19 protein-coding genes are annotated in these 22787 nt (G+C 72.1%); 10 read left to right on the top strand and 9 right to left on the bottom strand.

Annotated elements, in window-relative coordinates; all coding sequences use genetic code 11:
- Positions 1–39: 39 nt before the first annotated feature.
- Positions 40–1722: a DUF885 domain-containing protein gene (locus ACWEV3_RS06565; RefSeq protein WP_452612901.1), complete on the top strand. Its 1683-nt coding sequence runs from the start codon at positions 40–42 to the stop codon at positions 1720–1722.
- 103 nt (positions 1723–1825) lie between these two features.
- On the opposite strand, the gene ACWEV3_RS06560 is transcribed toward ACWEV3_RS06565, so the two are convergent.
- A complete protein-coding gene (locus tag ACWEV3_RS06560) occupies positions 1826–2395 on the bottom strand; it encodes a GNAT family N-acetyltransferase (protein ID WP_132482821.1) in 570 nt (189 codons plus the stop codon).
- 316 nt (positions 2396–2711) lie between these two features.
- Here ACWEV3_RS06560 and ACWEV3_RS06555 point away from each other — a divergent pair, with 316 nt between their 5' ends.
- Positions 2712–3158 (top strand): SAV_6107 family HEPN domain-containing protein, encoded by a 447-nt coding sequence (locus ACWEV3_RS06555; protein WP_452612900.1) that lies wholly within the window; start codon positions 2712–2714, stop codon positions 3156–3158.
- Complete coding sequence (locus ACWEV3_RS06550; protein WP_452612899.1) at positions 3155–3925, top strand: maleylpyruvate isomerase N-terminal domain-containing protein; 771 nt, start codon at positions 3155–3157, stop codon at positions 3923–3925. The genes ACWEV3_RS06555 and ACWEV3_RS06550 overlap by 4 nt, the downstream gene beginning before the upstream one ends.
- 148 nt (positions 3926–4073) lie before the next feature.
- On the opposite strand, the gene ACWEV3_RS06545 is transcribed toward ACWEV3_RS06550, so the two are convergent.
- Positions 4074–8642, bottom strand: coding sequence for an ATP-dependent helicase (locus ACWEV3_RS06545; protein ID WP_452612898.1), 4569 nt, complete (start codon positions 8640–8642; stop codon positions 4074–4076).
- Between the two features lie 172 nt (positions 8643–8814).
- On the opposite strand from ACWEV3_RS06545, the gene ACWEV3_RS06540 reads away from it, so the two are divergent.
- Positions 8815–10638 carry an Hsp70 family protein gene (locus ACWEV3_RS06540; RefSeq protein ID WP_452612897.1) on the top strand — a complete coding sequence of 608 codons (1824 nt, stop codon included), beginning with the start codon at positions 8815–8817 and terminating at the stop codon, positions 10636–10638.
- Position 10639: 1 nt separating this feature from the next.
- On the opposite strand, the gene ACWEV3_RS06535 is transcribed toward ACWEV3_RS06540, so the two are convergent.
- Positions 10640–10771, bottom strand: coding sequence for a hypothetical protein (locus ACWEV3_RS06535; RefSeq protein ID WP_281247390.1), 132 nt, complete (start codon positions 10769–10771; stop codon positions 10640–10642).
- Positions 10772–10808: 37 nt separating this feature from the next.
- On the opposite strand from ACWEV3_RS06535, the gene ACWEV3_RS06530 reads away from it, so the two are divergent.
- Positions 10809–11003, top strand: a complete 195-nt coding sequence (locus ACWEV3_RS06530) for a DUF3046 domain-containing protein (protein ID WP_358570271.1) — start codon at positions 10809–10811, stop codon at positions 11001–11003.
- 186 nt (positions 11004–11189) lie between these two features.
- On the opposite strand, the gene ACWEV3_RS06525 is transcribed toward ACWEV3_RS06530, so the two are convergent.
- Positions 11190–11960, bottom strand: coding sequence for a DUF4383 domain-containing protein (locus ACWEV3_RS06525; protein ID WP_452612896.1), 771 nt, complete (start codon positions 11958–11960; stop codon positions 11190–11192).
- A 261-nt stretch (positions 11961–12221) separates the two neighbouring features.
- Here ACWEV3_RS06525 and recA point away from each other — a divergent pair, with 261 nt between their 5' ends.
- The 4 genes from recA to ACWEV3_RS06505 all read left to right on the top strand — a co-directional run bounded on the left by recA (position 12222) and on the right by ACWEV3_RS06505 (position 14893).
- Positions 12222–13262 carry a recombinase RecA gene (recA, locus tag ACWEV3_RS06520; RefSeq protein ID WP_358570265.1) on the top strand — a complete coding sequence of 347 codons (1041 nt, stop codon included), beginning with the start codon at positions 12222–12224 and terminating at the stop codon, positions 13260–13262.
- 38 nt (positions 13263–13300) lie between these two features.
- Positions 13301–13909, top strand: coding sequence for a regulatory protein RecX (locus ACWEV3_RS06515; protein WP_452612895.1), 609 nt, complete (start codon positions 13301–13303; stop codon positions 13907–13909).
- 103 nt (positions 13910–14012) lie between these two features.
- Entirely contained in the window at positions 14013–14147 is a 135-nt protein-coding gene (locus ACWEV3_RS06510) for a hypothetical protein (RefSeq protein WP_452612894.1), read from the top strand.
- An 86-nt stretch (positions 14148–14233) separates the two neighbouring features.
- Positions 14234–14893 carry an HAD family hydrolase gene (locus tag ACWEV3_RS06505; protein ID WP_452612893.1) on the top strand — a complete coding sequence of 220 codons (660 nt, stop codon included), beginning with the start codon at positions 14234–14236 and terminating at the stop codon, positions 14891–14893.
- A gap of 3 nt (positions 14894–14896) precedes the next feature.
- Here ACWEV3_RS06505 and ACWEV3_RS06500 read toward each other — a convergent pair whose 3' ends face one another.
- The 5 genes from ACWEV3_RS06500 to ACWEV3_RS06480 all read right to left on the bottom strand — a co-directional run bounded on the left by ACWEV3_RS06500 (position 14897) and on the right by ACWEV3_RS06480 (position 21478).
- A complete protein-coding gene (locus ACWEV3_RS06500; RefSeq protein ID WP_452612892.1) occupies positions 14897–15637 on the bottom strand; it encodes a hypothetical protein in 741 nt (246 codons plus the stop codon).
- Positions 15625–16959: a polysaccharide deacetylase family protein gene (locus ACWEV3_RS06495; protein ID WP_452612891.1), complete on the bottom strand. Its 1335-nt coding sequence runs from the start codon at positions 16957–16959 to the stop codon at positions 15625–15627. The genes ACWEV3_RS06500 and ACWEV3_RS06495 overlap by 13 nt, the downstream gene beginning before the upstream one ends.
- Positions 16960–17263: 304 nt before the next feature.
- Positions 17264–17890: a bifunctional 4-hydroxy-2-oxoglutarate aldolase/2-dehydro-3-deoxy-phosphogluconate aldolase gene (gene eda / locus ACWEV3_RS06490; RefSeq protein WP_132482845.1), complete on the bottom strand. Its 627-nt coding sequence runs from the start codon at positions 17888–17890 to the stop codon at positions 17264–17266.
- Between the two features lie 105 nt (positions 17891–17995).
- The gene (gene edd / locus ACWEV3_RS06485) at positions 17996–19831 is read right to left on the bottom strand and encodes a phosphogluconate dehydratase (protein WP_452612890.1); all 1836 of its coding nucleotides are present in this window, start codon (positions 19829–19831) and stop codon (positions 17996–17998) included.
- Between the two features lie 135 nt (positions 19832–19966).
- Complete coding sequence (locus ACWEV3_RS06480) at positions 19967–21478, bottom strand: MFS transporter (protein ID WP_452612889.1); 1512 nt, start codon at positions 21476–21478, stop codon at positions 19967–19969.
- A gap of 172 nt (positions 21479–21650) precedes the next feature.
- Here ACWEV3_RS06480 and ACWEV3_RS06475 point away from each other — a divergent pair, with 172 nt between their 5' ends.
- Complete coding sequence (locus tag ACWEV3_RS06475) at positions 21651–22775, top strand: questin oxidase family protein (RefSeq protein ID WP_452612888.1); 1125 nt, start codon at positions 21651–21653, stop codon at positions 22773–22775.
- Positions 22776–22787: the final 12 nt, after the last annotated feature.

Here is a 22787-nt window from a genome sequence, read left to right as displayed (position 1 = left end):
TCGAGATGAGTTCTCCAACAGGTTCGATAGCGTGGCGGCATGGGAGTTGACCACAGCGGTGTGCACGAAATCAGCGACCAGTTCGTATCCGAGCTGGTCGCGCTCGACCCGGTCGCCGGAACTTATCTGGGCGTGCCAGGCCGGGACGAGGAGCTGACCGACTACTCGCCGGACGGGCACCGTGCCCGCGCGGAACTCGCCCGCCGCAGCCTCGCGGCGGTGCAGGCGGCCGATCCCGCCGACGATTCCGAGCGCGTCGCGCAGGCGGTGTTCGCCGAGCGCGTCGGTCTGGACCTGGAGCTGCACGAGGTCGGCGCGGACATGGCCGCGCTGAACGTGATCGCCAGCCCGGTGCAGGAACTCCGGCAGGTCTTCGACCTGATGCCGACCGACACCCCGGAGCAGTGGCGCACCATCGCCCGCCGCCTGTCGGTGATGCCCGAAGCGGTGCTGGGCCTGCGCGCCGGGCTGCTGGCGGCGGCCGCGGACGGCAACGTGTCGGCGGCCCGGCAGGTCCGCAAGGTCGCGGAGCAGTGCGACACCTGGTCCGGGCGCGGCGGGCAGTCGTCGTTCTTCGCGGCGATGGTCGGGCGCGCCGAGGGCGTGGACGAGTCGCTGCGCCGCGACCTGGACACCGCGGCGGAGTCGGCCGCCGAGGCGTACGCCGGACTCGCCGACTTCCTCCGCGGCGAGCTGCTGCCGAAGGCCTCGGAGAAGGACGCCGTGGGCGAGCAGCGGTACCGGTTGTGGTCGCGCTACTTCACCGGAGCCCGCCTCGACCTGCGGGAAGCATACGAGTGGGGCTGGCAGGAGTTCTCCGGCATCGAGGCGGAGATGAAGCAGATCGCGAACCGGATCAAGCCGGGGGCGACGCTGGCCGAGGCCGCGGCCGTGCTGGACGCCGATCCGCGCTACCAGGTGCACGGGCAGGACCGGTTCGAGGAGTGGATGCAGCAGCTGTCCGACCAGGCGCTGCAGGACCTGCGCGGCACGCACTTCGAGATCCCGGACCCGCTGATGCGGCTGGAATGCCGGATCGCCCCGCCGGGCGGCGGCGTCGGCGCCTACTACACCGGTCCGACCGACGACTTCTCGCGGCCCGGCCGGATGTGGTGGTCGGTGCCCGCCGACCGGCAGGACTTCCCGACCTGGCGCGAAGTTTCCACCGTGTACCACGAGGGCGTGCCGGGGCACCACCTGCAGGTCGCGACCGCGGTGCACGAGGCGCAGCGGCTCAACAAGTTCCAGCGGCTGGCCTGCTTCGTCTCCGGGCACGGCGAGGGCTGGGCCCTGTACGCCGAGCGCCTGATGCGCGAGCTCGGCTACCTCGAGGACGACGGCGACCTGCTCGGCATGCTCAACGACCAGCTCTTCCGCGCGGCGCGCGTGGTGGTCGACATCGGCATGCACCTGGAGCTGGAGATCCCGGCGGGTACCGGCTTCCACGAAGGCGAGCGCTGGACGCCGGAGCTGGGCCTGGAGTTCATGCTGAGCCGGACCATCACCGACCCGGCGCAGGTCCGCGACGAGATCGACCGCTACCTGGGCTGGCCGGGCCAGGCGCCGTCGTACAAGCTCGGCGAGCGGCTGTGGCGGGCGGCCCGCGACGAGGCCAAGCAGCGCCACGGCGCGACCTTCGACGTGAAGGAGTTCCACACGCAGGCCCTGCGGATGGGCGGCATGGGCCTCGACACCCTCCGCGAGCAGCTGGCCCTGCTGTAACGCCATCGACCCGGGCCGTGGGCCTTCCGGGGTACCGGGAGACCCACGGCCCCGCGGTCGGAAGTCGAACCTCAGCCGCGGGCCACGTCGCCCGCCAGCGCGATCAGCTGGGTTCCAGGGGGAGGGAGCGCCCCAGGACCGCGAAGGGGCGCGGGTCGCCCGTGAAGCGGTAGTTGCGCAGGACGTCCGCGAAGCCCACCCGGCGGTACAGCTTCCAGGCGCGGGTCGGGCCTTCCGGCGTGGAGAGCAGGACCTTGCCGCCCTGCGCGCCGGAGAGCAGGCGGCGCAGGATCTCCTCGCCGAGGCCGCCGCCCTGGCTTCCCGGGTGCACGTGCAGCTCGGTGAGCTCGAAGTAGTCGTCCAGCCAGCTGTCCGCGTCGCCGCCGCTGCTCAGCAGCCCGCGGCGGACCTGCTCGTGCCACCACTGCCCGGGGGCGCCCAGATAGCCGTAGCCGATGCCGATGAGCTCGTCGTGGTCGCTGAACGCGCCGATGCAGCGCCAGCCCGCGCGCAGCATGTGCGCCGACCACATCGGGGCGCGCTGCTGGGCGGTCGTGGGCGGGTAGTTCATCGCGGTCACGTAGATCTGCAGGGCCTCGGGCAGCCGGGCCCGGAGCTGTTCCGTGGTCAGCTCGGTGATCCGGTCACAACGGGGGGATGGCGCGGCGGTCACGGGGCGAACATTAGACCCTCCGCGGCGTGCGGTCCTTTCCGCGGCCGATCGTGCCGCCGCGGCGTCCCGGCCGGGTGCCTGATTCGGCCACTCGGGTGATCATCTTGGCTGGTCATGACTCGAACAGGTGAGCTAGGGCTCATTGCTTGAGTCCGTCGGTGGTGCACGCTAATCTGAAGATGTTCGAACGGAAGTTCGATGAACGTTTGTTCGAACATCGAGTCCGGCGGTGGGGTGGGGGAAGCACCCCGCCGCCGGACCTGCCGGCTCCCCACGGCAGGCGTGGACGGCTTCGTCGTGCAGAGGAGATACGCCGATGTCTTTTTCCACTGACTTCTCGATTCCGGCTCCGCGGCACTCCGTGGAGAACCACGAACCGACGCCCGAGGCGGACACGCCGGCCGGTTCCCTGTCGTTGCTGCTCGACGCCCGCAGCCGCCTGCACGAAGCGGCGGAGGCGGACCGGCCGAGCGAGCGGTACGTGGCCGCGCACGTGGCGGCGTTACGCGCCGCGACGGCGGTGGTGGTGGCGCGTTCCTGGCGGCGCGAGAACGGTCGCCCGGCCAGCGTGTGGACGATGCTGACCGCCGCCGCCCCCGAATTCCGGGAGTGGGCGGCCTACTTCGCGGCGCGCTCGGACCGGCGGGCCGCGGCGGAGGCGGGGGTGCCGACCATCACCCGGCTGGATGCCGACGGGCTGCTGGCGCGCAGCCGCGAATTCCTCGAGATCGTGGGCCGGAGCCTGCTGGGGGTGGCTCGATGAACGGAACTGAAGTGGGGCTCGACTACGGGCGGATGCTCGACCTGCTCGGCATCGAGGCGCAGCTGCTCACGGCGGCGACGCACGACGCGCACGTCGACGCGCCGGTGTGGGGCGCGTCCGGGCGGACCTTGGGGCAGACGATCCGGCACCTGGGCGACCTGTGCGAGGACACGCTGTCCTGGCTGGGCGCGACGGCGGCCGAACAGCGCTGGGACCTGCCGGATCGGCCCGCGCTGCGAGAGGTGACCAGCCGGTTCGCCGTTCGTCTGGCCGACCTGCTCGCCGAGTTCGGCTCCCGGCCACCGCACGACCGGTGTCCGACGTGGTGGCCCGAGCAGCACACCGTGCGGTTCTGGCTGCGTCGAATGCTGCACGCCACGACGGTGCACCGGGTGGATGTGCAGGCCGCGGCGGGAGTGCTGCCGACGCCGATCGAGCCGGATGTGGCCACCGACGGCGTCGACGAGGTGCTGCGGCTTTGGTTCGGCTACCGGCTGCACGCGCTCGGCATCACCGCGACGCGGCCCTGTTCGGTCGGGGTGTACGTGGCCGACCGCAACTGGCTGGTCACCGCGGACCAGAACGGGACCGCGGTGGTGAGTTCGGAGGACGTGTCGACCACGACGCCCGACGCGGTCGTCGGCGGCGATGCGCCCGCCGTCTATCTGTGGATGTGGGGCCGGCTGCCCGATCGAGCGGTGGAGACCAGCGGCGATCTCGATGCGATCGCGCAGCTCTGGGGCCTGCTGCAACTGGCGACTCGCTGAGCCGTCGAAGCTCGTTCTGCGCGGCGGCGCGGACCTCGTCGCGGAGGGAGATCTCGCCGGTGAGCGCGACGGCTCAGCCGGCGAGCTGGATCCAGATCACCGCTCCATCCTGCCCGGAGCGCGCCCGCTCCGGCGTTGGCGAACGGAGTCAGGCGCGCAGCCGCAAACCCTTCGGCGTGGCACGGAATCCTGCTTCGGTGAGCACGTCGGCCAAGCGGGATCCCCAAGCGCCCTCGCCGTCGGCGCGCTGCACCGCGAGCTGCTCCAACCAGCCGTCCCGGACAACGCGGGCCAACCCCGCCGCAGCGCTGCGCAACGCGGATTCGTCGTCGGTGAAAGACAACAACGACTTTCCGCCGCGCTCGACGTAGAACACCGCTTCGCCGGACACGAGGACCACGAGCGCTCCGGCCTTGCGCCCGGGCCGATGCCGGGTTTCGCCCATCACCGCAGGCCATTCCAGCGCGCCCCCGTAGGGCTGCGCCGGGTCGGCGGCCGCCAGCACCACAGCCTCGCCGTCGCCATCCTCGCGGGACAGCGCGCGCAGGCGATCGATCGCGCCGGGCACCGCGAACTGCGCGGCCCCGAGTCCCTCGACGACGTACCCGCGCCGGCAGCGCCCGGATTCCTCCATTGCCCGAAGCACCTTGTACACGGCGGAAAAACCGCCCGTGACGCGCTCGATGTCCAGCGCTCCGCGCGTCAGCACCCCGTGCCGTTCCAAGAACGCCTCGGCCCGCGCATGCGCCCGTCGCGTCGGTTCGCTGGACGGCTGCGGCGCCAGCGACCAACGCCCCGACACCGTCGGAGGCCCGCTGCGGCTGGGCATCGAAGGCCGACCCGCGCGCAACCTCGCGTAGCGGCCACGAGGCGCGCTGCGGCGCGGTTTGTGCGCTGCGCCGCGTCCGGACACCAACGCTCGCAACGGCGCCAAGGTGTCGTTCGTGACCGCGCCGGACCAGACCAGATCCCACAACGCCGAAGTGACCGCATCGTCGGCGGGCGCGGTCTCGCCCTGCTCCAGCAGCAGCGCAGCCGACCGATCCGCCAGCTGGCGGAAGAACAGCGCGCCACCGTCCAATGCGGACACAACAGCGCGGTGCAACGGGGAATCGGCGGTTGTTTCCTCCGGCAGGTCCGGCAACAGCAGGTCGGCGACATCGGTGGGCGCCAGCGCGATCCAGCCGTCGCCGCCGGCCAGCGAGCCCGCGCCGACCCAGCTGACCTCGCCGGTCGCGGTCAGCTCGTCGAGCAGCGCGGGGGAGTAGCCGGGCAGCCGGGCGGGCAGGATCAGCGACTCCAGGCCGCTCGCCGGAACCGGCGCGCCCGCGAGCTGTTCGACCACGGCGTACACGTCGTCGACCGTCGGCGCGCTGCGCAGCCGCGCCCCGATGCCGTGCCACGCGGGCAGGAAACGGCCCAGCGCGGCCGGTTCCACCGGCTCGACCTCGGCGCGCAGCCGGGCCAGCGACGCCCGGCGAAGCCGCCGCAGCACGTCGGCGTCGCAGTACTCCAGCACGCCGCCGCCACCGGCCTCCAGCGGCCGCAGCTCGCCGCGGACCAGCCGCCCGGTGCCGGTCAGCCGGTCCAGCACGCCGTGCACAACGGCCACGCCCAACCCGAATCGCTGCGCCGCGGCGTCGGCGGTGAACGGCCCGCGGCAGCGCGCGTAGCGGATCAGCAGGTCGCCCAGCGGGTCGGCGACCGGCTCGGTGAACGCCTCCGGCACGCCGACCGGCAGCGCGACGCCCAACGCATCGCGGACCTTGCCCGCATCCTCGATGGCGATCCAGCGCTCGTCGCCCGCGATGCGCACCCGCAGCACCCGGCGCTGTTCCGCCAGGTCCGCCAGCCACTCCGGCCGCACGCCTCGCGCCTCGGCTTCGGCCGTGGACAGATCTCCCAGGAACCGCAGGAGGTCCACCGCGGACTCGGCGTCGCGGGCTTGCCGATCAGGGGCGAGCCGCTGCAGCTGCTGCTCGATCTCGTCGAGCGCCTCGGGATCGAGCAGCTCCCGCATCGCCTCCGAGCCGAGCAGCTCCGCCAGCAGCGTCGAATCCAGGCTCAACGCCGCCGATCGACGTTCCGCCAGCGGCGCATCGGTCTCGTACAGGAACATGCCGATGTAGCCGAACAGCAGACTGCGCGCGAACGGCGACGGCGTCGGCGTCTCGACCTCGACCACCCGCACCTTGCGCGCCGCGACCTGCGACATCAGCTCGGTCAGCCCGGGCAGGTCGTAGACGTCCTGAAGGCATTCCCGCATCGCTTCGAGCACGATCGGGAACTGCTCGTACCGCGCAGCCACGGTCAGCAGCTGCGCGGCCCGCTGCCGCTGCTGCCACAACGGTGTGCGGCGACGGGGATCCCGGCGAGGCAGCAGCAGCGCCCGCGCCGCGCACTCCCGGAACCGGGCCGCGAACAGGGCCGAACCGCCGACCTCGTCGGTCACCACCTGCTGCACCTCATCCGGCGGCAACAGGACGTCTTCGGCGGTCGGCAGCACCTCGGCGCCGGAGTCGTCCAGCGCGTCGGCCAGCCGCAGCACGATCCCGTCGTCGGAGGAGGCCACCTGCGGCTCGATCCCGCGCCGCTCGCGGATCCGGGCGCCGATGGCCAGCGCCCACGGGCCGTTGACCTTGGCGCCGAACGGCGAGTGCACCACCATCCGCCAGTCGCCGAGCTCGTCGCGGAACCGCTCCACCACGATCGTGCGGTCGTCCGGGACGTGCCGGGTCGCCTGGCGCTGTTCGTCCAAATAGGACAGCAGGTTGTCGCGGGCCCACTCGTCCAGCCCGGCGGCCGCCACGCGGGACCGCGCTGCCTGGGTGTCCGCGCTGGTCAACTCCCGCACGAAGGCGCCCAGCGCGCGCCCGAGCTCCAGCGGCCGCCCCGGCGAATCGCCCTTCCAGAACGGCATCCGGCCCGGCACGTCCGGCGCGGGAACCACCACGACCCGGTCGTGGGTGATGTCCTCCACCCGCCACGCCGAGGTGCCCAGCAGGAAGGTGTCGCCCACCCGCGACTCGTAGACCATCTCCTCGTCGAGCTCGCCGACCCGCACCCCGCCCTTGCCCGCCTCGTCGGCGGGCGTGGTCACCACGAACAGGCCCCGGTCCGGGATCGTGCCGCCGGAGGTCACCGCGAGCCGCTGCGCGCCCGGCCGCGCGCGCAGCTCGTCGTTCACCCGGTCCCAGACGATGCGAGCCCGCAGCTCGCCGAACTCCTCGCTGGGATAGCGGCCCGCCAGCATGTCCAGCACCGCGTGCAGCGCAGAGTCCGGCAGCCCCGCGTAGGGCGCGGCGCGCCGCAGCAGCGCCGCCAGCTGCGGCACCGGCCAGGTATCCATCGCGACCATCGCCACGACGTGCTGGGCCAGCACGTCCAGCGGATTGCGCGGGAACGACAGCGACTCGATCAGCCCGTCCGCCATCCGCTCGGACACCACGGCGCAGCCGACGAGATCGCCCCGGAACTTCGGGAACACCACGCCCCGCGACACCGCGCCGACCTGGTGCCCGCCGCGCCCGATGCGCTGCAGCCCGGATGCCACGCTCGGCGGCGTCTCCACCTGGATCACCAGGTCCACCGCGCCCATGTCGATGCCCAGCTCCAGCGACGAGGTGGCCACCACGCAGGCCAGCCGCCCGGACTTCAGCTCTTCCTCCACCACCGCCCGCTGTTCCTTCGACATCGAGCCGTGGTGCGCCTTCGCGACGATCGGCGGGGCGCCGCCGCCGATCCCGGATCCGCCCACCGCCTCGGCCGGGAACCGCTCCAGGGGCACCGGCTCCTCGGCCGCGAGTTCGTTGATCCCGGCGGTGAGCCGCTCGGCCAGCCGCCGGGAATTGGTGAACACGATGGTCGACCGGTGCTCGCGGATCAGCTCCAGGATCCGCTCCTGCACCGACGGCCAGATCGACGTGCGCTGCTCCGTGCCCGCCGCCGGGCCCTCGACCTCGCCGGTCGGCGCGCCCAGCTCGGCCATGTCCGGCACCGGCACCTCGACCCGGACCTCGACCTCCTTGGCGTTCGCGGGCTGGATGGTGCGCACCGGTCGGCCACCGGCCAGGAAGGTCCGCACCTCTTCCACCGGGCGGACCGTCGCGGACAGCCCGATGCGCTGCGCCGGCTTCGGCAGCAGCTCGTCCAGCCGTTCCAGCGAAAGCGCCAGGTGCGCTCCGCGCTTGGTGGCGGCCACCGCGTGCACCTCGTCGACGATCACCGTCTCGACGCCGCGCAGCGACTCCCGGGCCGCCGAGGTCAGCAGCAGGAACAGCGACTCGGGCGTGGTGACCAGCACGTCCGGCGGCGTGCGGGCGAACGAACGGCGCTCGTCGGCCGGGGTGTCCCCGGTGCGGATGCCGACCCGGATGTCCGGCGGGGCGCTGCCGAGGCGTTGTGCGGCCTGCCGGATCCCGGCCAGCGGCGCGCGCAGGTTCCGCTCCACGTCGACGACCAGCGCCTTCATCGGCGACACGTAGAGCACCCGGCAGCGCTGCTTCGCGTCGGCGGGCGTGCCTTCCGCGGCCAGCTTGTCCAGGGCGGAGAGGAACGCCGCGAGCGTCTTGCCGGAGCCGGTCGGCGCGACGACCAGCGCGTGCTCGCCCCCGGCGATCGCCTCCCACGCCCCGCGCTGCGCCTCGGTGGGCGCGGCGAAGGCCCCGCGGAACCAGTCGCGGGTCGCCGCGGAGAAGCCGTCCAGCACATCGCTCACCACTACATGCTGGACCAACGCCCCGACACCGACACCCGCGACCGGCACCGGCCGACCGTCCACAAGGGCCTGCCGGGATGTGATTCGGCACGAATGCGGGGGATCGGTGCTTCCCGCCGCCGCTCGCGTGGCAGCATTCGAGCCCGGAAGCTTCAGCGTGGGAGGGGGACGGGTGCGCGTCCTGTCAGTGGATCTCGGCACCTCGAACACCGTCGCGGTCCTGTCGGCGCACGGCAGGCCGCCGCGGGTGGTCGAGGTCGACGGCTCTGCGACCATGCCGTCCGCGGTGTTCGCCACCGAGGACGGCGGGATCATCGTCGGCCGGGACGCCGAACGCCGCGCCCGGCTCGACCCGTCCCGGTTCGAGCCGAACCCGAAGCGCCGGGTCGACGAGAGCACCCTGCTGCTGGGCGACAACGTCATCACCGTCACCGACGCGCTGGCCGCGGTGCTGCACCGGGTCGCCGAGGAGACCACCCGGCAGCTCGGCGGCGCCCAGCCCGACGAGGTCCGGCTGACCCACCCCGCGCAGTGGGGCACGGTCCGCCGCAACGTGCTGCTGTCCGCCGCCCGGTTGGCCGGTTTCACCTGCAACCTGGTGCTGATCCCGGAACCGGTGGCCGCGGCCGCGCACTTCGCGTCCTTCCCGGACCGGACCCTCGGCGCCGGCCAGGCGCTCGCCGTCTACGACCTGGGCGCGGGTACCTTCGACTGCGCGATCGTCGGCGCCACGCAGAACGGCTTCGCGGTGCTGGCCGAGGACGGCCTGGCCGATCTCGGCGGGTTGGACGTCGATCAAGCGCTGCTGGAGCACGTCGGGCGGCAGGTCTCCAACAAGGACCCGCAGCGCTGGCAGCGGCTGCTGCGCCCGGAGAGCACCGGCGACCGGCGGGCCCAGCGCGCCCTGCGCGAAGACGTCCGCGCCGCGAAGGAAGCGCTCTCCCGGCACCCGCAGACCGAGGTGCCGATGCCGGAGCCCTTCGAGGACGTGCTGGTCACCCGCGCGGAGCTGGAAGCGCTGGTGCGGCCGAGCATGCTGCGCAGCGTCGAGCTGCTGGCCGCCGTGCTGCGCTCCAACGCGATGAACCCGGAGCGCCTCGCCGGCGTGTACCTGGTGGGCGGTTCCAGCCGGTTGCCGCTGGTCGCCAGCCTGATCGGCGAACAGCTGCGGATCGTGCCGACGACGCTCGACCAGCCGGAGACCGCCGTCGCGCTCGGGGCGCACCACGTGTCCCGCGACGGTGCCGCGATGTGGACCCAGGACATCCGGTCCAGCCCGCAGTCGGGCCCGTTCGCCATCCCGCAGACCGGCCAGCAGCAGGCGCCGTACCGGGAGCCCGACACGGTCCGCACGTACCCCGTCGCGCCGCCCCAGCAGCAGCCCCACCCGCAGCCGTCCGCGGACGTGTCCCGGCGCAACCGCAACATGCTGATCGGCCTCGGCGCGGTCGCGACCGTCGCGGTGATCGTCGCGATCGTGGCGATCGTGTTCCGCGCCACCAACGGCTCCAGCGCGCCCAGCGCGGCGGATTGCTTCCAGCCCGGCACCGTCAACGCCGAGGGCTTCACCGCCTGCCTGGGCAACCTCGCCGGCACCGTTCCGGAGCACGCCAACTGCGCGCCGGGCTGGCAGCGGATCATGCCCGGCCTGCGGGAGCTCGACGGCACCGTGGTGTCCTGCTCGATCGGCAACCCCAACGAGGGCACCCAGATCGTCTACACCCAGCTGGACACGATGGAGGCCGCGCAGCGGCGCGCCGACCTGCTGCTGGAGTTCAACGGCGTGACCAGCGACCAGGTCGAGGCGGAGTGGAGCGGCAACGGCCTGTCCGGCACCTACCGCGCGGTCACCAGCGACACCTTCGGCACCCTGGTGTTCACGGTCGACGACCGCCCGCTGGTCGGCATGGTGCTCAAGCCCAACGGCGACAAGCAGCTCGACCCGAACAAGCTGGCCGACGAGTTCGAGAAGTCGGTCCAGCCGGGCACGGCCTGATTCAGCGCCGGTTGCGGTGCTCCCACAGGAAGCGCACCGCGAGCACGACGACCGCCAGCAATCCGGCGCCGATCACCACCTGGCCCAGCGGCGTCGACAAGCCGGTCGGATCGGCCTGCAGCAAGAGCAGCACACCACCAGGGTACGGGCGCCGCGTAGGCTGGCGGGCGATGCGCCACACTGCTTTCCGCCAACGCATGGCCGACGAATTCGGCCGGGTCCGCGCCGAGATGCTGGCCCAGGACCACGTGTTCTCGTCCCTCGGCGGGCGGACCGTCGACCAGGCGCTCGAGGCCGGGCTGTCGACCAAGGAGGTCTGGCAGGCGGTCTGCGAGTCCTTCGAGGTGCCCGCCGAACGGCGCTAGGGAGTGTTTCGAAACTGGTTTGCGTAGCAGTGCGGGTGGCGGCCCCCTGCTGGAATCACCGCTGCCCCCTCGCTCGTCGTGGCTGTCCTCGCTGGGAGAACTCCAGAGGAGTGGGCACCGTGAACCCGCGGCGGTGCGAGTTGAGTCCCACACAGCAAGCGGCTACCGACGCTTATGAACCACGACCTAGGACCCCGCTTCCTCCGTGCGCTCCGCGGTGCGGGGCTCCGCGGGCCGGCGTTCCGGGACTTCGAAGTCGGCCCACAGGTTCTGCGCGCTGATCTGCTGCTCGGCGCTGCGCCCGGCTTCCAGGTAGTGCTGGTAGGCGCGGCGCCGCTCCTCCTGCATGTGCCGCCACGTCTCGGCCTGCACCAGCCGGTTCTGCTCCGGCGTGGGGTGGCCGTCGGCCACGGCCTTCTCGGCCTTGCAGAGCGGTTCGATCTCGGCGATCCGCCGCTCGTCGGCGAGCCGCTGCTCGGGGACCTCCTCGGCGGGCGGTTCGTGGTGCCGGTAGCGGACGTAGGGGTTGTCCTGCGGCAGTCCGCCGCTGACCCGGCCGTAGAACCCGAAGAACATCAGCAGCATGCCCGCGATCAGGCTGAACACCACGTTCTGCAGCTTGAAGGCGAACACGTTCCAGGGCGTGTTCAGCAGGCCCAGGTTGATCAGCCCGGACAGGAAGAACAGCACGCCGACCGCGGCGGTGGTGGTGGAGGCGACCGGTCCGCCCCAGGCGGCGGCGCCGACCAGGAGCGCGCCGACCACCACCGAGACCACGGCCAGCAGGCCGTTGCTGGACAGGCCGATGATGTCGGTGCCGCTGGTGGTGAACAGCGGCACCTGGTTGGCCAGTCCGAGCACGCCGAAGGCCAGCAGGAACGCGCCGAAGATGGCCGCCGCGACCCGGTAGAACCGGCTCAGTGGGTGGTCTGGTGGCAGGTAGCGGTCCATTCGCATGGTCGGCACCTCCTCGGAGCCCGGGCGGCCGGTTCGCCAGTTGGTCTTCCGAGTGTCCGCCTCGAACACGGTGATCGCACTGTCACACGGTCGGGTGACATCGCTGGCGTGTCGGGAAGTTGATCGAACATCCGTTCGTCTAAGATGGGGCGCGTGGGATCGGACCGCCGACGCACCCCGCGACGGAATTGTCGGTCCCTGCCCGTAGCGTCTGATCTGACACACGACGACGAAGTTCGACTCGACCGAGGTGGACCCCCGATGGCAGCGACACCGGACAAGGGCAAGGCGCTGGAGCTCGCGCTCGCCCAGATCGACAAGCAGTACGGCAAAGGGTCGGTCATGCGGCTCGGCGACGAGTCGCGCGCACCGATCGAGGTCATCCCGACCGGTTCCATCTCGCTGGACGTCGCGCTGGGGATCGGCGGTCTGCCGCGAGGCCGCATCGTGGAGATCTACGGCCCGGAGAGCAGCGGTAAGACCTCCGTCGCGCTGCACGCCGTGGCCAACGCGCAGAAGCTGGGCGGCACCGCGGCGTTCATCGACGCCGAGCACGCGCTGGACCCGGAGTACGCCAAGGCGATCGGGGTGGACACCGACGCGCTGCTGGTGTCCCAGCCGGACACCGGTGAGCAGGCGCTGGAGATCGCGGACATGCTGATCCGCTCCGGCGCGCTGGACATCATCGTCATCGACTCGGTGGCCGCGCTGGTGCCGCGCGCCGAGATCGAGGGCGAGATGGGCGACAGCCACGTGGGTCTGCAGGCCCGGCTGATGAGCCAGGCGCTGCGCAAGCTGACCTCCGCGCTCTACAACGCCAAGACCACCGCGATCTTCATCAACCAGCTCCGCGAGAAGGTCGGCGTGATGTTCGGCTCGCCGGAGACCACCACCGGTGGTAAGGCGCTGAAGTTCTACTCGTCGGTGCGCCTGGACGTGCGGCGGATCGAGACGCTGAAGGACGGCTCGGACGCGGTCGGCAACCGGACCCGGGTCAAGGTGGTGAAGAACAAGGTCGCCCCGCCGTTCAAGCAGGCCGAGTTCGACATCATCTACGGCATCGGCATCAGCCGCGAGGGCTCGCTGATCGACATGGGCGTCGAGCAGGGCATCATCCGCAAGTCCGGTGCCTGGTACACCTACGAGGGCGATCAGCTCGGCCAGGGCAAGGAGAACGCCCGCAAGTTCATGCGGGAGAACCCGGACATCGCCAACGAGATCGAGAAGCGGATCAAGGAGAAGCTCGGCATCGGCGCGACGCTGGACGCGGAGAACGCCGAGCCGGCGCCGGTGGACTTCTGATCCGGCCGACCACCTGCTGATCGCCTCTTGGACATTGGGTGCAGATGAACGGTGACGGTACGCGTCGGGGGAGCGGTGCGCGGCGCCGCTCTTCCGGCGACGCCCCGCCGGAAGCCGCGGCCGACGAGAAGTCGCGGCGCAAGCCGGACGATCCGGAGCAGCTGGCCCGGGACACGGTGTACCGGCTGCTCGCGGCCCGCGCGCGCAGTCGCTCGGAGCTGCGAAAGGCCTTGCTGAGCAAGGAGATCGACGAGGAAGTCGCCGACGCCGTGCTGCAGAAGTTCGTCGACGCGGGCCTGGTCGACGACGCCTCGTTCGCCGAGGAGTGGGTGCATTCGCGGCAGCGGTACCAGGGGCTGGGGCGCAAGGCGCTGGGCTTCGAGCTGCGCCGCAAGGGCGTCGACGAGCACCTGGTCGACGCGGCGTTGTCCACTGTGGATGTCGACGCGGAGGCGAAGCGGGCGCGAGAGCTGGTCCAGCGCAAGCTCCGGGCGATGGCGAACCTGGACCACGCGACCAAGATGCGCCGCCTCGTCGGGATGCTGGCCCGCAAGGGTTATTCCGAAGGTCTCGCCTTCCGCGTGGTGCGGGAGGAGATCGAGCGCTCCGGCGACGACGCTCCGGACCCGGACCTCGAATCTCCCTGACCGACAGCGTCGCGGCGTCGTCCGCCCGCTGAGCGAGCAGACCTGCCGAGCGGCCGGTGCGCGATGGCGCGCCGCCGATATCAGGAAAGCGGCGGTCTGCGCGATGAGCCGCACGCCGTCCGTCCGGTACAAGCCGATGCTGGGCTCGCTGCGCGAGCGGGACCCCGATCCCGGCGTCCGGGCCGATGCCGACCTGCTGCTGGAGGTCATGGCCGAGGTCGGTACGGGCGGGGTGTGATCCAGCCGGCGGGTCGCGTGTGGGCCGCCTCTCAGAATGGGACGACGGTACCGGAATGTCGCCGCCGGCTCGTAGAGTCGCCAGCCATGACGACCTTCGCCGACGTGCGGCACATCGTGTGGGACTGGAACGGCACGCTCCTCGCGGACAACGACGCAGTGGTGGCGGCGGTGAACGCGGTCTGCACTGCCTACGACCGCGAGCACATCGACATCGACGAGTGGCGGTCGGTGTTCAGCCGCCCGCTGCTGCAGTGCTACGAGCGGCTGCTGCGGCGATCGCTCGGCGAACAGGACTGGGCGCGCATCGACGTGCTCTACCACGAGGCATACCGGGAACTGCTGCACACCTGCGGACTCGCTCAGGGCGTTCCGCACGCCCTGGAGGACTGGGCGTCCGCCGGACGCACCCAGTCGCTGCTTTCGATGTGGTTCCACGACGAACTGGTCCCGCTGGTGACCGATATGGGCCTGCACCCGCTCTTCGAGCGCGTCGACGGGCTCCGCGACGACATCGGCGGCGGGTCCAAGGCCGAGCACCTGCGCCGCCACCTCGCGGCGCAGGAGATCGACGCGCGCGACGTGGTGCTCATCGGCGACGTGCTGGACGACGCGCACGCGGCGGAGCAGGCCGGCACCAATTGCGTCCTGGTGACCACCGGTGTGATGAGCCGGGCGGCGCTGGAGACGTCCGGATTCCCCGTGGTGGACTCGATTCCCGAGGCGCTGACCACCATCGCCGCCTGATCCTCACCAGGCCGACGGCGGGCTCGTCGTGACGATCCGGGTCCACGGCCCCGGCGGCACGTCGACGTCGTCGACGAACCGCCAGTCGACGACGTCGTGCTGCCCATCGAGCTCGCGCAGGCCGAGGCAGCCGTTCAGCGCGGGCGAGACGTCCATGCCCGCGCCGTTGAACCGGGTGTTGGCGGGTCGGCGGTCGTCGGTGCCGAACACGTAGGCCGCATCGTCGTACTCGCCCGGCCCGGCGTCCTCGATCTGCCCGAAGCAGACCGCGGCGCCGTGCTGGATCCGAACCCAGCGGTTCTTCATGAAGCTGCTGGAGCGGTCCGCGGCGCGGCCCGCGTAGCCCGGATCGCCGGCCCAGGGCACCACTCGGCCGCGCCGCTCGAACGCGGCCGGATCGTTGCGGTCGTCGAAGGGAAGATCCAGGTAGAACGGGTTCTGCCGCGGCGTCATCCTGGTGGGGAAGAAGTCGTTGGCGGCGGTGCGCCGTTCGGTGTCGCACCGGCCGTCCCGCTCCACGCCGTCGCAACCGCCGTAACTCGCCAGCCAGTCGGCGTCGTAGGCCGACAACCGCTGGCTGCCGTCCGGCGAGCCAGGGTCGAGCACCTCACCGACCCAGAACGTGGTGGCCACGATGCCGGTGTGCGGCGGATACGCCCGGCCGCCCGGTTCTGCCGCGTCTCCGCCGCAGGCCGCCGCGATCAGGACGACGACCACGATCGCGCTCCCCGTCAGCAGAGCCATCTCAACAGGTAGGTCCACGGCAGGCGGGCGCAGACGGCCTCGGCCTTCGGCCTGACGTTCTCCTGCAGCCGGTAGTCGTCCGTGGTCAGCGAACCGGCGCGGGTCAGGGTGAGCCCGAAGCTCAGCCCGGTCGTGCCGTCCGGGGCCGCCGGTGTCGTCCACGCCGCGGACGCCCAGTTCGCCGAGGCGGCGAACCACGGGCTGGTCGTCCAGTAGCGCCAGATGCCGTCCTGATCGCGGCGGTAGACGGCGAGCTGGGTGGGCGCGGTCGACTTGTACCAGGTGCTGAGCTCGTAGGTGTTGTTCGGGTGCGCGGCCGGCGCGGCCTCGCCCATGTCGAGCTGCTGCAGGAGTTTCGCCTCGCCGCTGGCGTATTCGGTGATGTCCAGCCGCTGCGCCCAGTGCCCGTCGTGCGCGTCGGCGATGCGAGTCCATTGTGGATTGTTCTGGCCCCAGCTGCTCTGCACCCAGCCGCGCGGTCCCGGCTCTTCCAGCGACGCGTTGACCAGCCCGTCGCGCGGCGCGGGCGTCGGCGGGTGGACCAGCGGGCGGAACCCGCCGCCGATCACCTGGTCGACCGTGCGCACCACCGTGCCGTTCGCCTGCCGCTGCGCCAGCCAGGACGCGAACTGGTCCAGCACGGCCGGGCTGATCGACAGCGACCCGCAGAAGTCGCAGGTCTGGTGCAGCACCAGCGGAACCCAGCCGCCGCCGGAGGCTTCGGCCCGCAGCACCACCTGCTGCAGGTCCGCCAGCGTCCAGTCGGGGGTGACGGTGTCGGTGCCGCGCACCACCAGCGGGTTCACCGGCGGTATCGACTCGGCCGGGGCGCAGTCCGAGCAGCTGTTCTTGGTCCGGAGGCTGCCGGTGACCCGCGCGCTGTTGTAACCGCAGTCCGCGGCCGCCTGCTCGGCCTCGCGGCTGAAGCTGCCGTACGGGTAGGCGAACGAGGTGGGCCGGAAGCCCCAGCCGACGAGGTTGGCCCGGTCCTGGCAGATCTCCCGGCGGGCTTCGTCCGGTGCGTCCTCGGCGAGGTCGGGGTGGTTGACGGTGTGCCCGCCGATCTCGTGCCCGGCCGCGGCGAGCGCGCGCAGGTCGTCGAGGCTCAGGTAGCCGCGAGTGCCGATCGATCCGGACACGACGTAGAAGGTGCCGCGCATCCCGTGCTTGCTGAGGATCCGGGCACCGGAGGTCTGCGAGACGCTCCCGTCGTCCACGGTGAAGGTGACCACGGTGTGCGGTGTCTGGGCGTCGGCATCGCCTGGCATGCCGAGGAAAACGGCCAGCAGGGTGGCGCTGGCGCAGGCGAGGATTCTGCTCAAGCCTCTGCGAGCCGGGCGTGTTCCGTCCATCGCACCTGACCGCCAACTGGTCGACGGATATTGACCGGCATCACGCTACGGACGGCACAGGCGGAGGCGGAACCAGTCGCTGCGGGGCGCCGGTTACCGCGTTTGACGGAGGCCGTGAGATTTTTCGGACTGCTGCAGCGGCTGTTCACAACTCGCCTCGTGCCTGCGGAGGCTGTGCGCCTCGCCGCGCGGCTTGAAGTGAACGGCCTGTTCACCTCGATGGACGAGGTGAACAGGCCGTTCGCGCCATCCGCCCGCAGCGGCCTGGACCCGGCTAGGGGCGCAGCGCGGCCGCGTCGCGGGCGAGCTGCTCGATCTGCGCCCAGTCGCCGGCGGCCAGCACGTCCTTCGGCGCCAGCCACGAGCCGCCCACGCAGCCCACGTTGGGCAGCGCGAGGTAGTTCGGCGCGGTCTGCGGGCTGATCCCGCCGGTCGGGCAGAACCGCAGGTCCGGCAACGGCCCGGCGATCGCCTTGAGGAACGGCACGCCGCCGCTGGGCTCGGCGGGGAAGAACTTCATCGCCGTCGCCCCGCGCTCGGCCAGCCGCATCGCCTCCGACACGGTGCTCGCGCCGGCCAGGAACGGCACCCCGGATGCCTCGACGTCGTCGAGCAGCCGGTCCGTGGTGCCCGGCGTGACGAGGTAGCGGGCGCCGGCGTCGGCGGCCCGCTTGGCCTGCCCGGGTTCGGTGATCGTGCCGGCCCCGGCGACCATCTCGGGCACCTCGGCGGCGATGCGCTCGATCGCGGGCAGCCCGGCAGGGGTGCGCAAGGTGACCTCGATGGTGCGGATCCCGCCGCGCAGCAGCGCCTCGGCCAGCGGCACCGCGTGCGCGACGTCGTCCAACGCCACGACCGGCACCACGGGCGCGAGTTCCAGCACGTCGGCTGCAGTGTTCATGGGTGGTTCATCCGTTCCTAGTGCGTGTGACGTTCCGCCGGGGACCCGTGCGTACTTCGTGTCGCCATAGCAGCTCGAAGTGCTCACGGGTCCTGACCAGCGCTGTCATGCTGTCACGTCGGCGGGCTGCGCCGTCGGCGGCGCGAACACGCTGGCACCGCGATCGGCCCGCCCCACGGCTTGCCGGAACGCCGCGAACAGCTCCCGGCCGGTGCCGTACTGCGTCCCGGGCGCGGCCGGTGCGTTGTCGCGCGCGGCGAGTTCGTCGTCGGGCACCAGCACCTCCAGGGTGCCGCGGTCGGCGTCGAGCCGGACCACGTCGCCGTCGCGGACGCGGGCCAGCGGCCCACCCGCGCTGGCCTCCGGGGTCAGCTGGATCGCCGCCGGGATCTTGCCGGAGGCGCCGGACATCCGGCCGTCGGTGACCAGCGCGACCTGGTGGCCGCGGTCCATCAGCACGCCCAGCGCGGGCGTCAGCCCGTGCAGCTCCGGCATCCCGTTGGCCTGCGGACCCTGGTTGCGGATCACCACCACGACGTCGTGGTCCAGCTCCCCGGCCTGGAACGCGGCCGTGAAGCCGTGCTGGTCGTCGAAGACCCGGGCCGGGGCGGTGACGGCGCGGTGTTCCGCGCTGACCGCGGAAACCTTGATCACCGACCGCCCGAGGTTGCCGTCGAGCACCCGCAGTCCGCCGTCGGGGGCGAACGGCTCGTCGACGCCGCGCAGCACGTCCGGGTCCAGGCTCTTCGCCGGCGCGTCCCGCCAGACGAGCTCGCCGTCCTCCAGGAACGGCTGCTGCCGGTAGCGGTCCAGCCCGGGGCCGGCGACCGTGTTGACGTCCGCGTGCAGCAGGCCCGCGTCGAGGAGCTCGCCGACGAGCGTCTGCACGCCTCCGGCGGCGGCGAAGTGGTTGATGTCGGCCGAGCCGTTGGGGTAGACCTTCGCCAGCGACGGCACGACGGCGGACAGGTCGGAGAAGTCGTCCCAGGTCAGCTCGATGCCGGCCGCGGCGGCGATGGCCACCAGGTGCAGCGTGTGGTTGGTCGACCCGCCGGTGGCCAGCAGCGCGACGACGCCGTTGACGATGGCCCGCTCGTCGATGATCTCGCCGATCGGCGTGCGGTCGGGCTGCACGACGCGGCGGGCGGCCTCCTCGGTGAGCGCCTTGCGCAGCGGGGTGCCCGGCGGCACGAAGCTCGACCCCGGCAGGTGCAGGCCCATGACCTCGACGACGAGCTGGTTGGAGTTGGCGGTGCCGTAGAACGTGCAGGTGCCGGGCGAGTGGTACGACGCCGACTCCGCTTCCAGCAGGTCCTCGCGGCTGGCTTTGCCCTCGGCGAACAGCTGCCGGATGCGGCTCTTCTCCCGGTTGGGCAGCCCGGAGGGCATCGGCCCGGCGGGCACCAGCACGGTCGGCAGGTGGCCGAACGACAGCGCGCCGATGAGCAAGCCCGGCACGATCTTGTCGCACACCCCGAGCAGCAGGGCGCCGTCGAACATCTCGTGGGAGAGCGCGACGCCGGTGGCCATCGCGATGACGTCCCGGGAGAACAGCGACAGCTCCATGCCGGTGCGGCCCTGGGTGATCCCGTCGCACATGGCGGGCACACCGCCCGCGAACTGCGCGACGCCGCCGGCCTCGCGGACCGCGTCCTTCAGCCACGCCGGGTACTCGGCGTACGGCTGGTGCGCGGAGAGCATGTCGTTGTAGGCGGAAACGATCGCGATGCCGGGCTTGACCGCTCCGCGCACCGCGAGCCGGTCCGGGCCGCTGCACGCGGCGAAGCCGTGCGCGAGGTTGCTGCAGGGCAGCTCGGTGCGCGCCGGACCGATGGCCCCGGCCGCGCGGATGCGCTCCAGGTACGCGGCGCGGGACGCGGAGCTGCGGTCCGCGATCCGCTGGGTGACCTGGTCGACGACGTGCTGCATTGGCGGCGCCATTGATCGCCTCCGGAAGAATTGCGAAATGCGGGGCGGCGACGACGGTGGCGCCTCATGACGGCCATCACACTAACGTGTGTGGCCTGCATTTCACAATCGATACAGCTTGTTCACCTGCGGCGACCTCGGCGACTCCTAGCCGACTCGGCGCCGTTGGACGCTCCACACCCCCACCGCGGCCGCGGCGAGGATCACGGCTCCGATAGCGGTGCTGACGTGCAATGCATCGGTCCACGCCTGGCGGGCTTGGCCGAGCAGCTCGGCGCCCTGCTCCTCGGGTAACCGGGTGGCCAGCCCGACCGCGGCGCCGATGCCACCGCGGGCGGCTTCGGCGGCTTCCGGTGCCACCGAGCCGGGGATCGCCCCGCCCAACCCGACGCGGTAAACGGCGGTGCAGATGCTGCCGAGAACGGTGACCCCGAGCGCCAGCCCGAGCTCGCCGCAGGTTTCCTGGAGCGCGGTGGCCGAACCGGCGCGCTCCGGAGGCGCCGCGCCGACGATCGCGTCCGTGCTCGAGATCATCACCGGCACCACTCCGACGCGGAGCACGATCGTGCCGGTGACCAGGACCGCGAGCGCGGCCGGGCCGTCGGCCTGGGTGAGCACGCCGGTTCCGGTGGCGGCGATGACCAGGCCGGTGATCAGCAGGACCGATGGCCGGAACCGGCGGGCGAAGGTGGCGGAGCAGGCGGACAGCGCGATTCCGGCCACTGTGGACGGAAGCAGCCAGAGCGCGGCCTCCAGCGGTGGCAGCGCGAGCACACCCTGCAGGTGCTGGGCGAGGACGAAAGTGGTGCCGGCGTTGGTGAAAACGGTGAGCGTCACCGCGACCAGCGGAGCGGCGAACGCGCGGTCGGCCAGCAATCCCAGGTCGAGCATCGGATGCGCCAACCGGCGTTGGCGGCGGATGAAGGCGTAACCGAGCACGAGCCCGCCGGCGATCGCGGTTCCAGGCACCAGCTGCTGGCTTCCGGCCGACAGCTCCTTGAGCCCGTGGACGAGGACCAGCACGGCACCTGCCGACAGCAGTGCGCTGGCGAAGTCCGGGCGGCCGCCGGCGCGGTCGCGGTGGGCGGGGAGCAGGAACGGGCCGGTGATCAGCAGCAGCGCCATCACCGGGATGCCGAGCAGGAAAACCGAGCCCCAGTCGGCGAATTCCAGCACCAGCCCGCCGGCGACCGGACCGAGCACGTTGCCCGCGGTGAAGCTGGTGACCCACCAGCCGATCGCGACCGTGCGCTGCTCGGGCAGCGGGAACATGGCGCGCAGCAGCGCGAGGGTCGCAGGCATCAAGGTCGCGCCGGCCGCGCCGAGCAGCGCCCGCGCCAGGACCAGCACCTCGGCGCTGGGGGCGAACGCGGCGAGCAGCGAGGCCGTGCCGAAGGCCGCGGCGCCCGCGAGCAGCAGGCGGCGGTGCCCGATCCGATCGCCGAGCGCTCCCAACGGGATCAGCAGCGCGGCCATGACGAACCCGTAGACGTCGACGATCCACAGCAATTGCGGCCCGGTGGCGGCGAGGTCAGCGCTCAGCGTCGGCAACGCCAGGTGCAGCGCGGAGTTGTTGATGGCCAGCAGGGCGGTCGGCAGGGCGAGCACGGCCAGCCCCGCCCACTCCCGCCGCCCGGCTGCCCGTTTCGGCTGATCCATGGGCCCGCACGCTAGGAAGCGCGGCCGGCCGAGCGCCTCTGCCGGCCGACCGGGATGCGCGGGCCGGCGAAACCAGGTCGGTTGACAGAGGCGGTCGTGCGGCGTGCGCCCATAGCGTTGGCGTCGTCGGATCGAATGCCGGACCGCGACGGGACGGCACAGCGGAAGGCTCGTGGACGTGGATCGATACGCGGACATCCTCAACAGCGCGCTGGAGCGCGTGGCCGACCTCGGTTTCGAGCGCACCGGCGGTGAGCTGGCGAACCATGCGCCGATGGGCGCCGAGGCGATCGCCGTGCTCGGCTACTTCGACGAGGTCGCCCCGTGGATCGAGCGGTACCGCACCGGGCAGGAGCACTACGACCCACCGGAGGGCTCGAACCTGATCGACGCGGCGGACGAGTCGTCGTGGCGATCGGCGCTGGGCTCGTTCGGGCAGGTGGGGGACTGGGAGCAGCTGTTCCGGCGGGAGCTGGCGGGCGAACCGTGGCGCGCGGTGCTCGCCCGGTGGTGGCCGAGGCTGACGCCGGGGATCTTCGCCGGGATGACCCACGGCGTGATCCGCACCGCGCACGCCGTGCGCGGGCTGGCGTCCGTGGACGAGCCGAGCAGCCTGCAGCTGGACGAGCTCGCGCGGGGCATGGCCTACTGGGCGGCCCGCTTCGTGCACCTGCCGGGACGCGTCGGCTTCGACGGCACGGCGGCGTTGTCCGACGCGGTCGCGACCCTTCCGCGGCGGGGCCTGCCGGAGGCGCGCAACGTCGAGGAGTTCCAACGCGCCTGGGCCCGGATGGACCAGATCCCCGGGTACGACGCGGCGTTGCGCGCCCCGGCGTCGGCAGATCCGCAGCAGCTGCTGAGCGAGATGACCGCCGAGTTCGCGGGGGTCTTCCTCGCCCATCCCGACTTCGTCCCGGCGCCCGCGCTGGTCCACGCCGTCACCGCACCGGCCGCGGTCCGGCTCGTCCTGCCGCACCTCCCGGCGGAGCAGCACCTGCCGTCGGTGGGCGAGCTGTGGAAGATGCAGGCGGCGCTGCTGACCACGTTCTCCGTCGGGCGCAACGAGAGGGAGGCTTCGAGGACGCTGGCCGCCGAGGTCGAGACGCCCGGTTTCGGCGAACTCGCGGCCAGGGCGGTCGAGCACGGCGACGAGCACGTCATCAAGTTCACCGAGGCATGCATGCGAGAGAACGCGTTGCGGCCCGATGACCGCTACGCCGCGGCCGCCGCTTCTGCGCTGCAGCGCACGCCGCGCGGAGCCGGAGTCGCCGCCCGTCGAATCGTCACGGGCAGCTGATGGCCCGGGCTA

The sequence above is a fragment of the Saccharopolyspora sp. NPDC003752 genome (genome assembly GCF_053605825.1).
This window is presented reverse-complemented; position numbering and strand designations above follow the sequence as displayed.

Excerpts from the sequence above, each read along its gene's own strand:
- ACWEV3_RS06565 (WP_452612901.1), top strand. The coding sequence starts at position 40 with ATGGGAGTTGACCACAGCGGTGTGCACGAAATCAGCGACCAGTTCGTA.
- ACWEV3_RS06555 (WP_452612900.1), top strand. The coding sequence starts at position 2,712 with ATGTCTTTTTCCACTGACTTCTCGATTCCGGCTCCGCGGCACTCCGTG.
- ACWEV3_RS06550 (WP_452612899.1), top strand. The coding sequence starts at position 3,155 with ATGAACGGAACTGAAGTGGGGCTCGACTACGGGCGGATGCTCGACCTG.
- ACWEV3_RS06530 (WP_358570271.1), top strand. The coding sequence starts at position 10,809 with ATGCGCCACACTGCTTTCCGCCAACGCATGGCCGACGAATTCGGCCGG.
- ACWEV3_RS06525 (WP_452612896.1), bottom strand. The coding sequence starts at position 11,960 with ATGCGAATGGACCGCTACCTGCCACCAGACCACCCACTGAGCCGGTTC.
- recA (WP_358570265.1), top strand. The coding sequence starts at position 12,222 with ATGGCAGCGACACCGGACAAGGGCAAGGCGCTGGAGCTCGCGCTCGCC.
- ACWEV3_RS06510 (WP_452612894.1), top strand. The coding sequence starts at position 14,013 with ATGAGCCGCACGCCGTCCGTCCGGTACAAGCCGATGCTGGGCTCGCTG.
- ACWEV3_RS06505 (WP_452612893.1), top strand. The coding sequence starts at position 14,234 with ATGACGACCTTCGCCGACGTGCGGCACATCGTGTGGGACTGGAACGGC.
- ACWEV3_RS06500 (WP_452612892.1), bottom strand. The coding sequence starts at position 15,637 with ATGGCTCTGCTGACGGGGAGCGCGATCGTGGTCGTCGTCCTGATCGCG.
- eda (WP_132482845.1), bottom strand. The coding sequence starts at position 17,890 with ATGAACACTGCAGCCGACGTGCTGGAACTCGCGCCCGTGGTGCCGGTC.
- edd (WP_452612890.1), bottom strand. The coding sequence starts at position 19,831 with ATGGCGCCGCCAATGCAGCACGTCGTCGACCAGGTCACCCAGCGGATC.
- ACWEV3_RS06480 (WP_452612889.1), bottom strand. The coding sequence starts at position 21,478 with ATGGATCAGCCGAAACGGGCAGCCGGGCGGCGGGAGTGGGCGGGGCTG.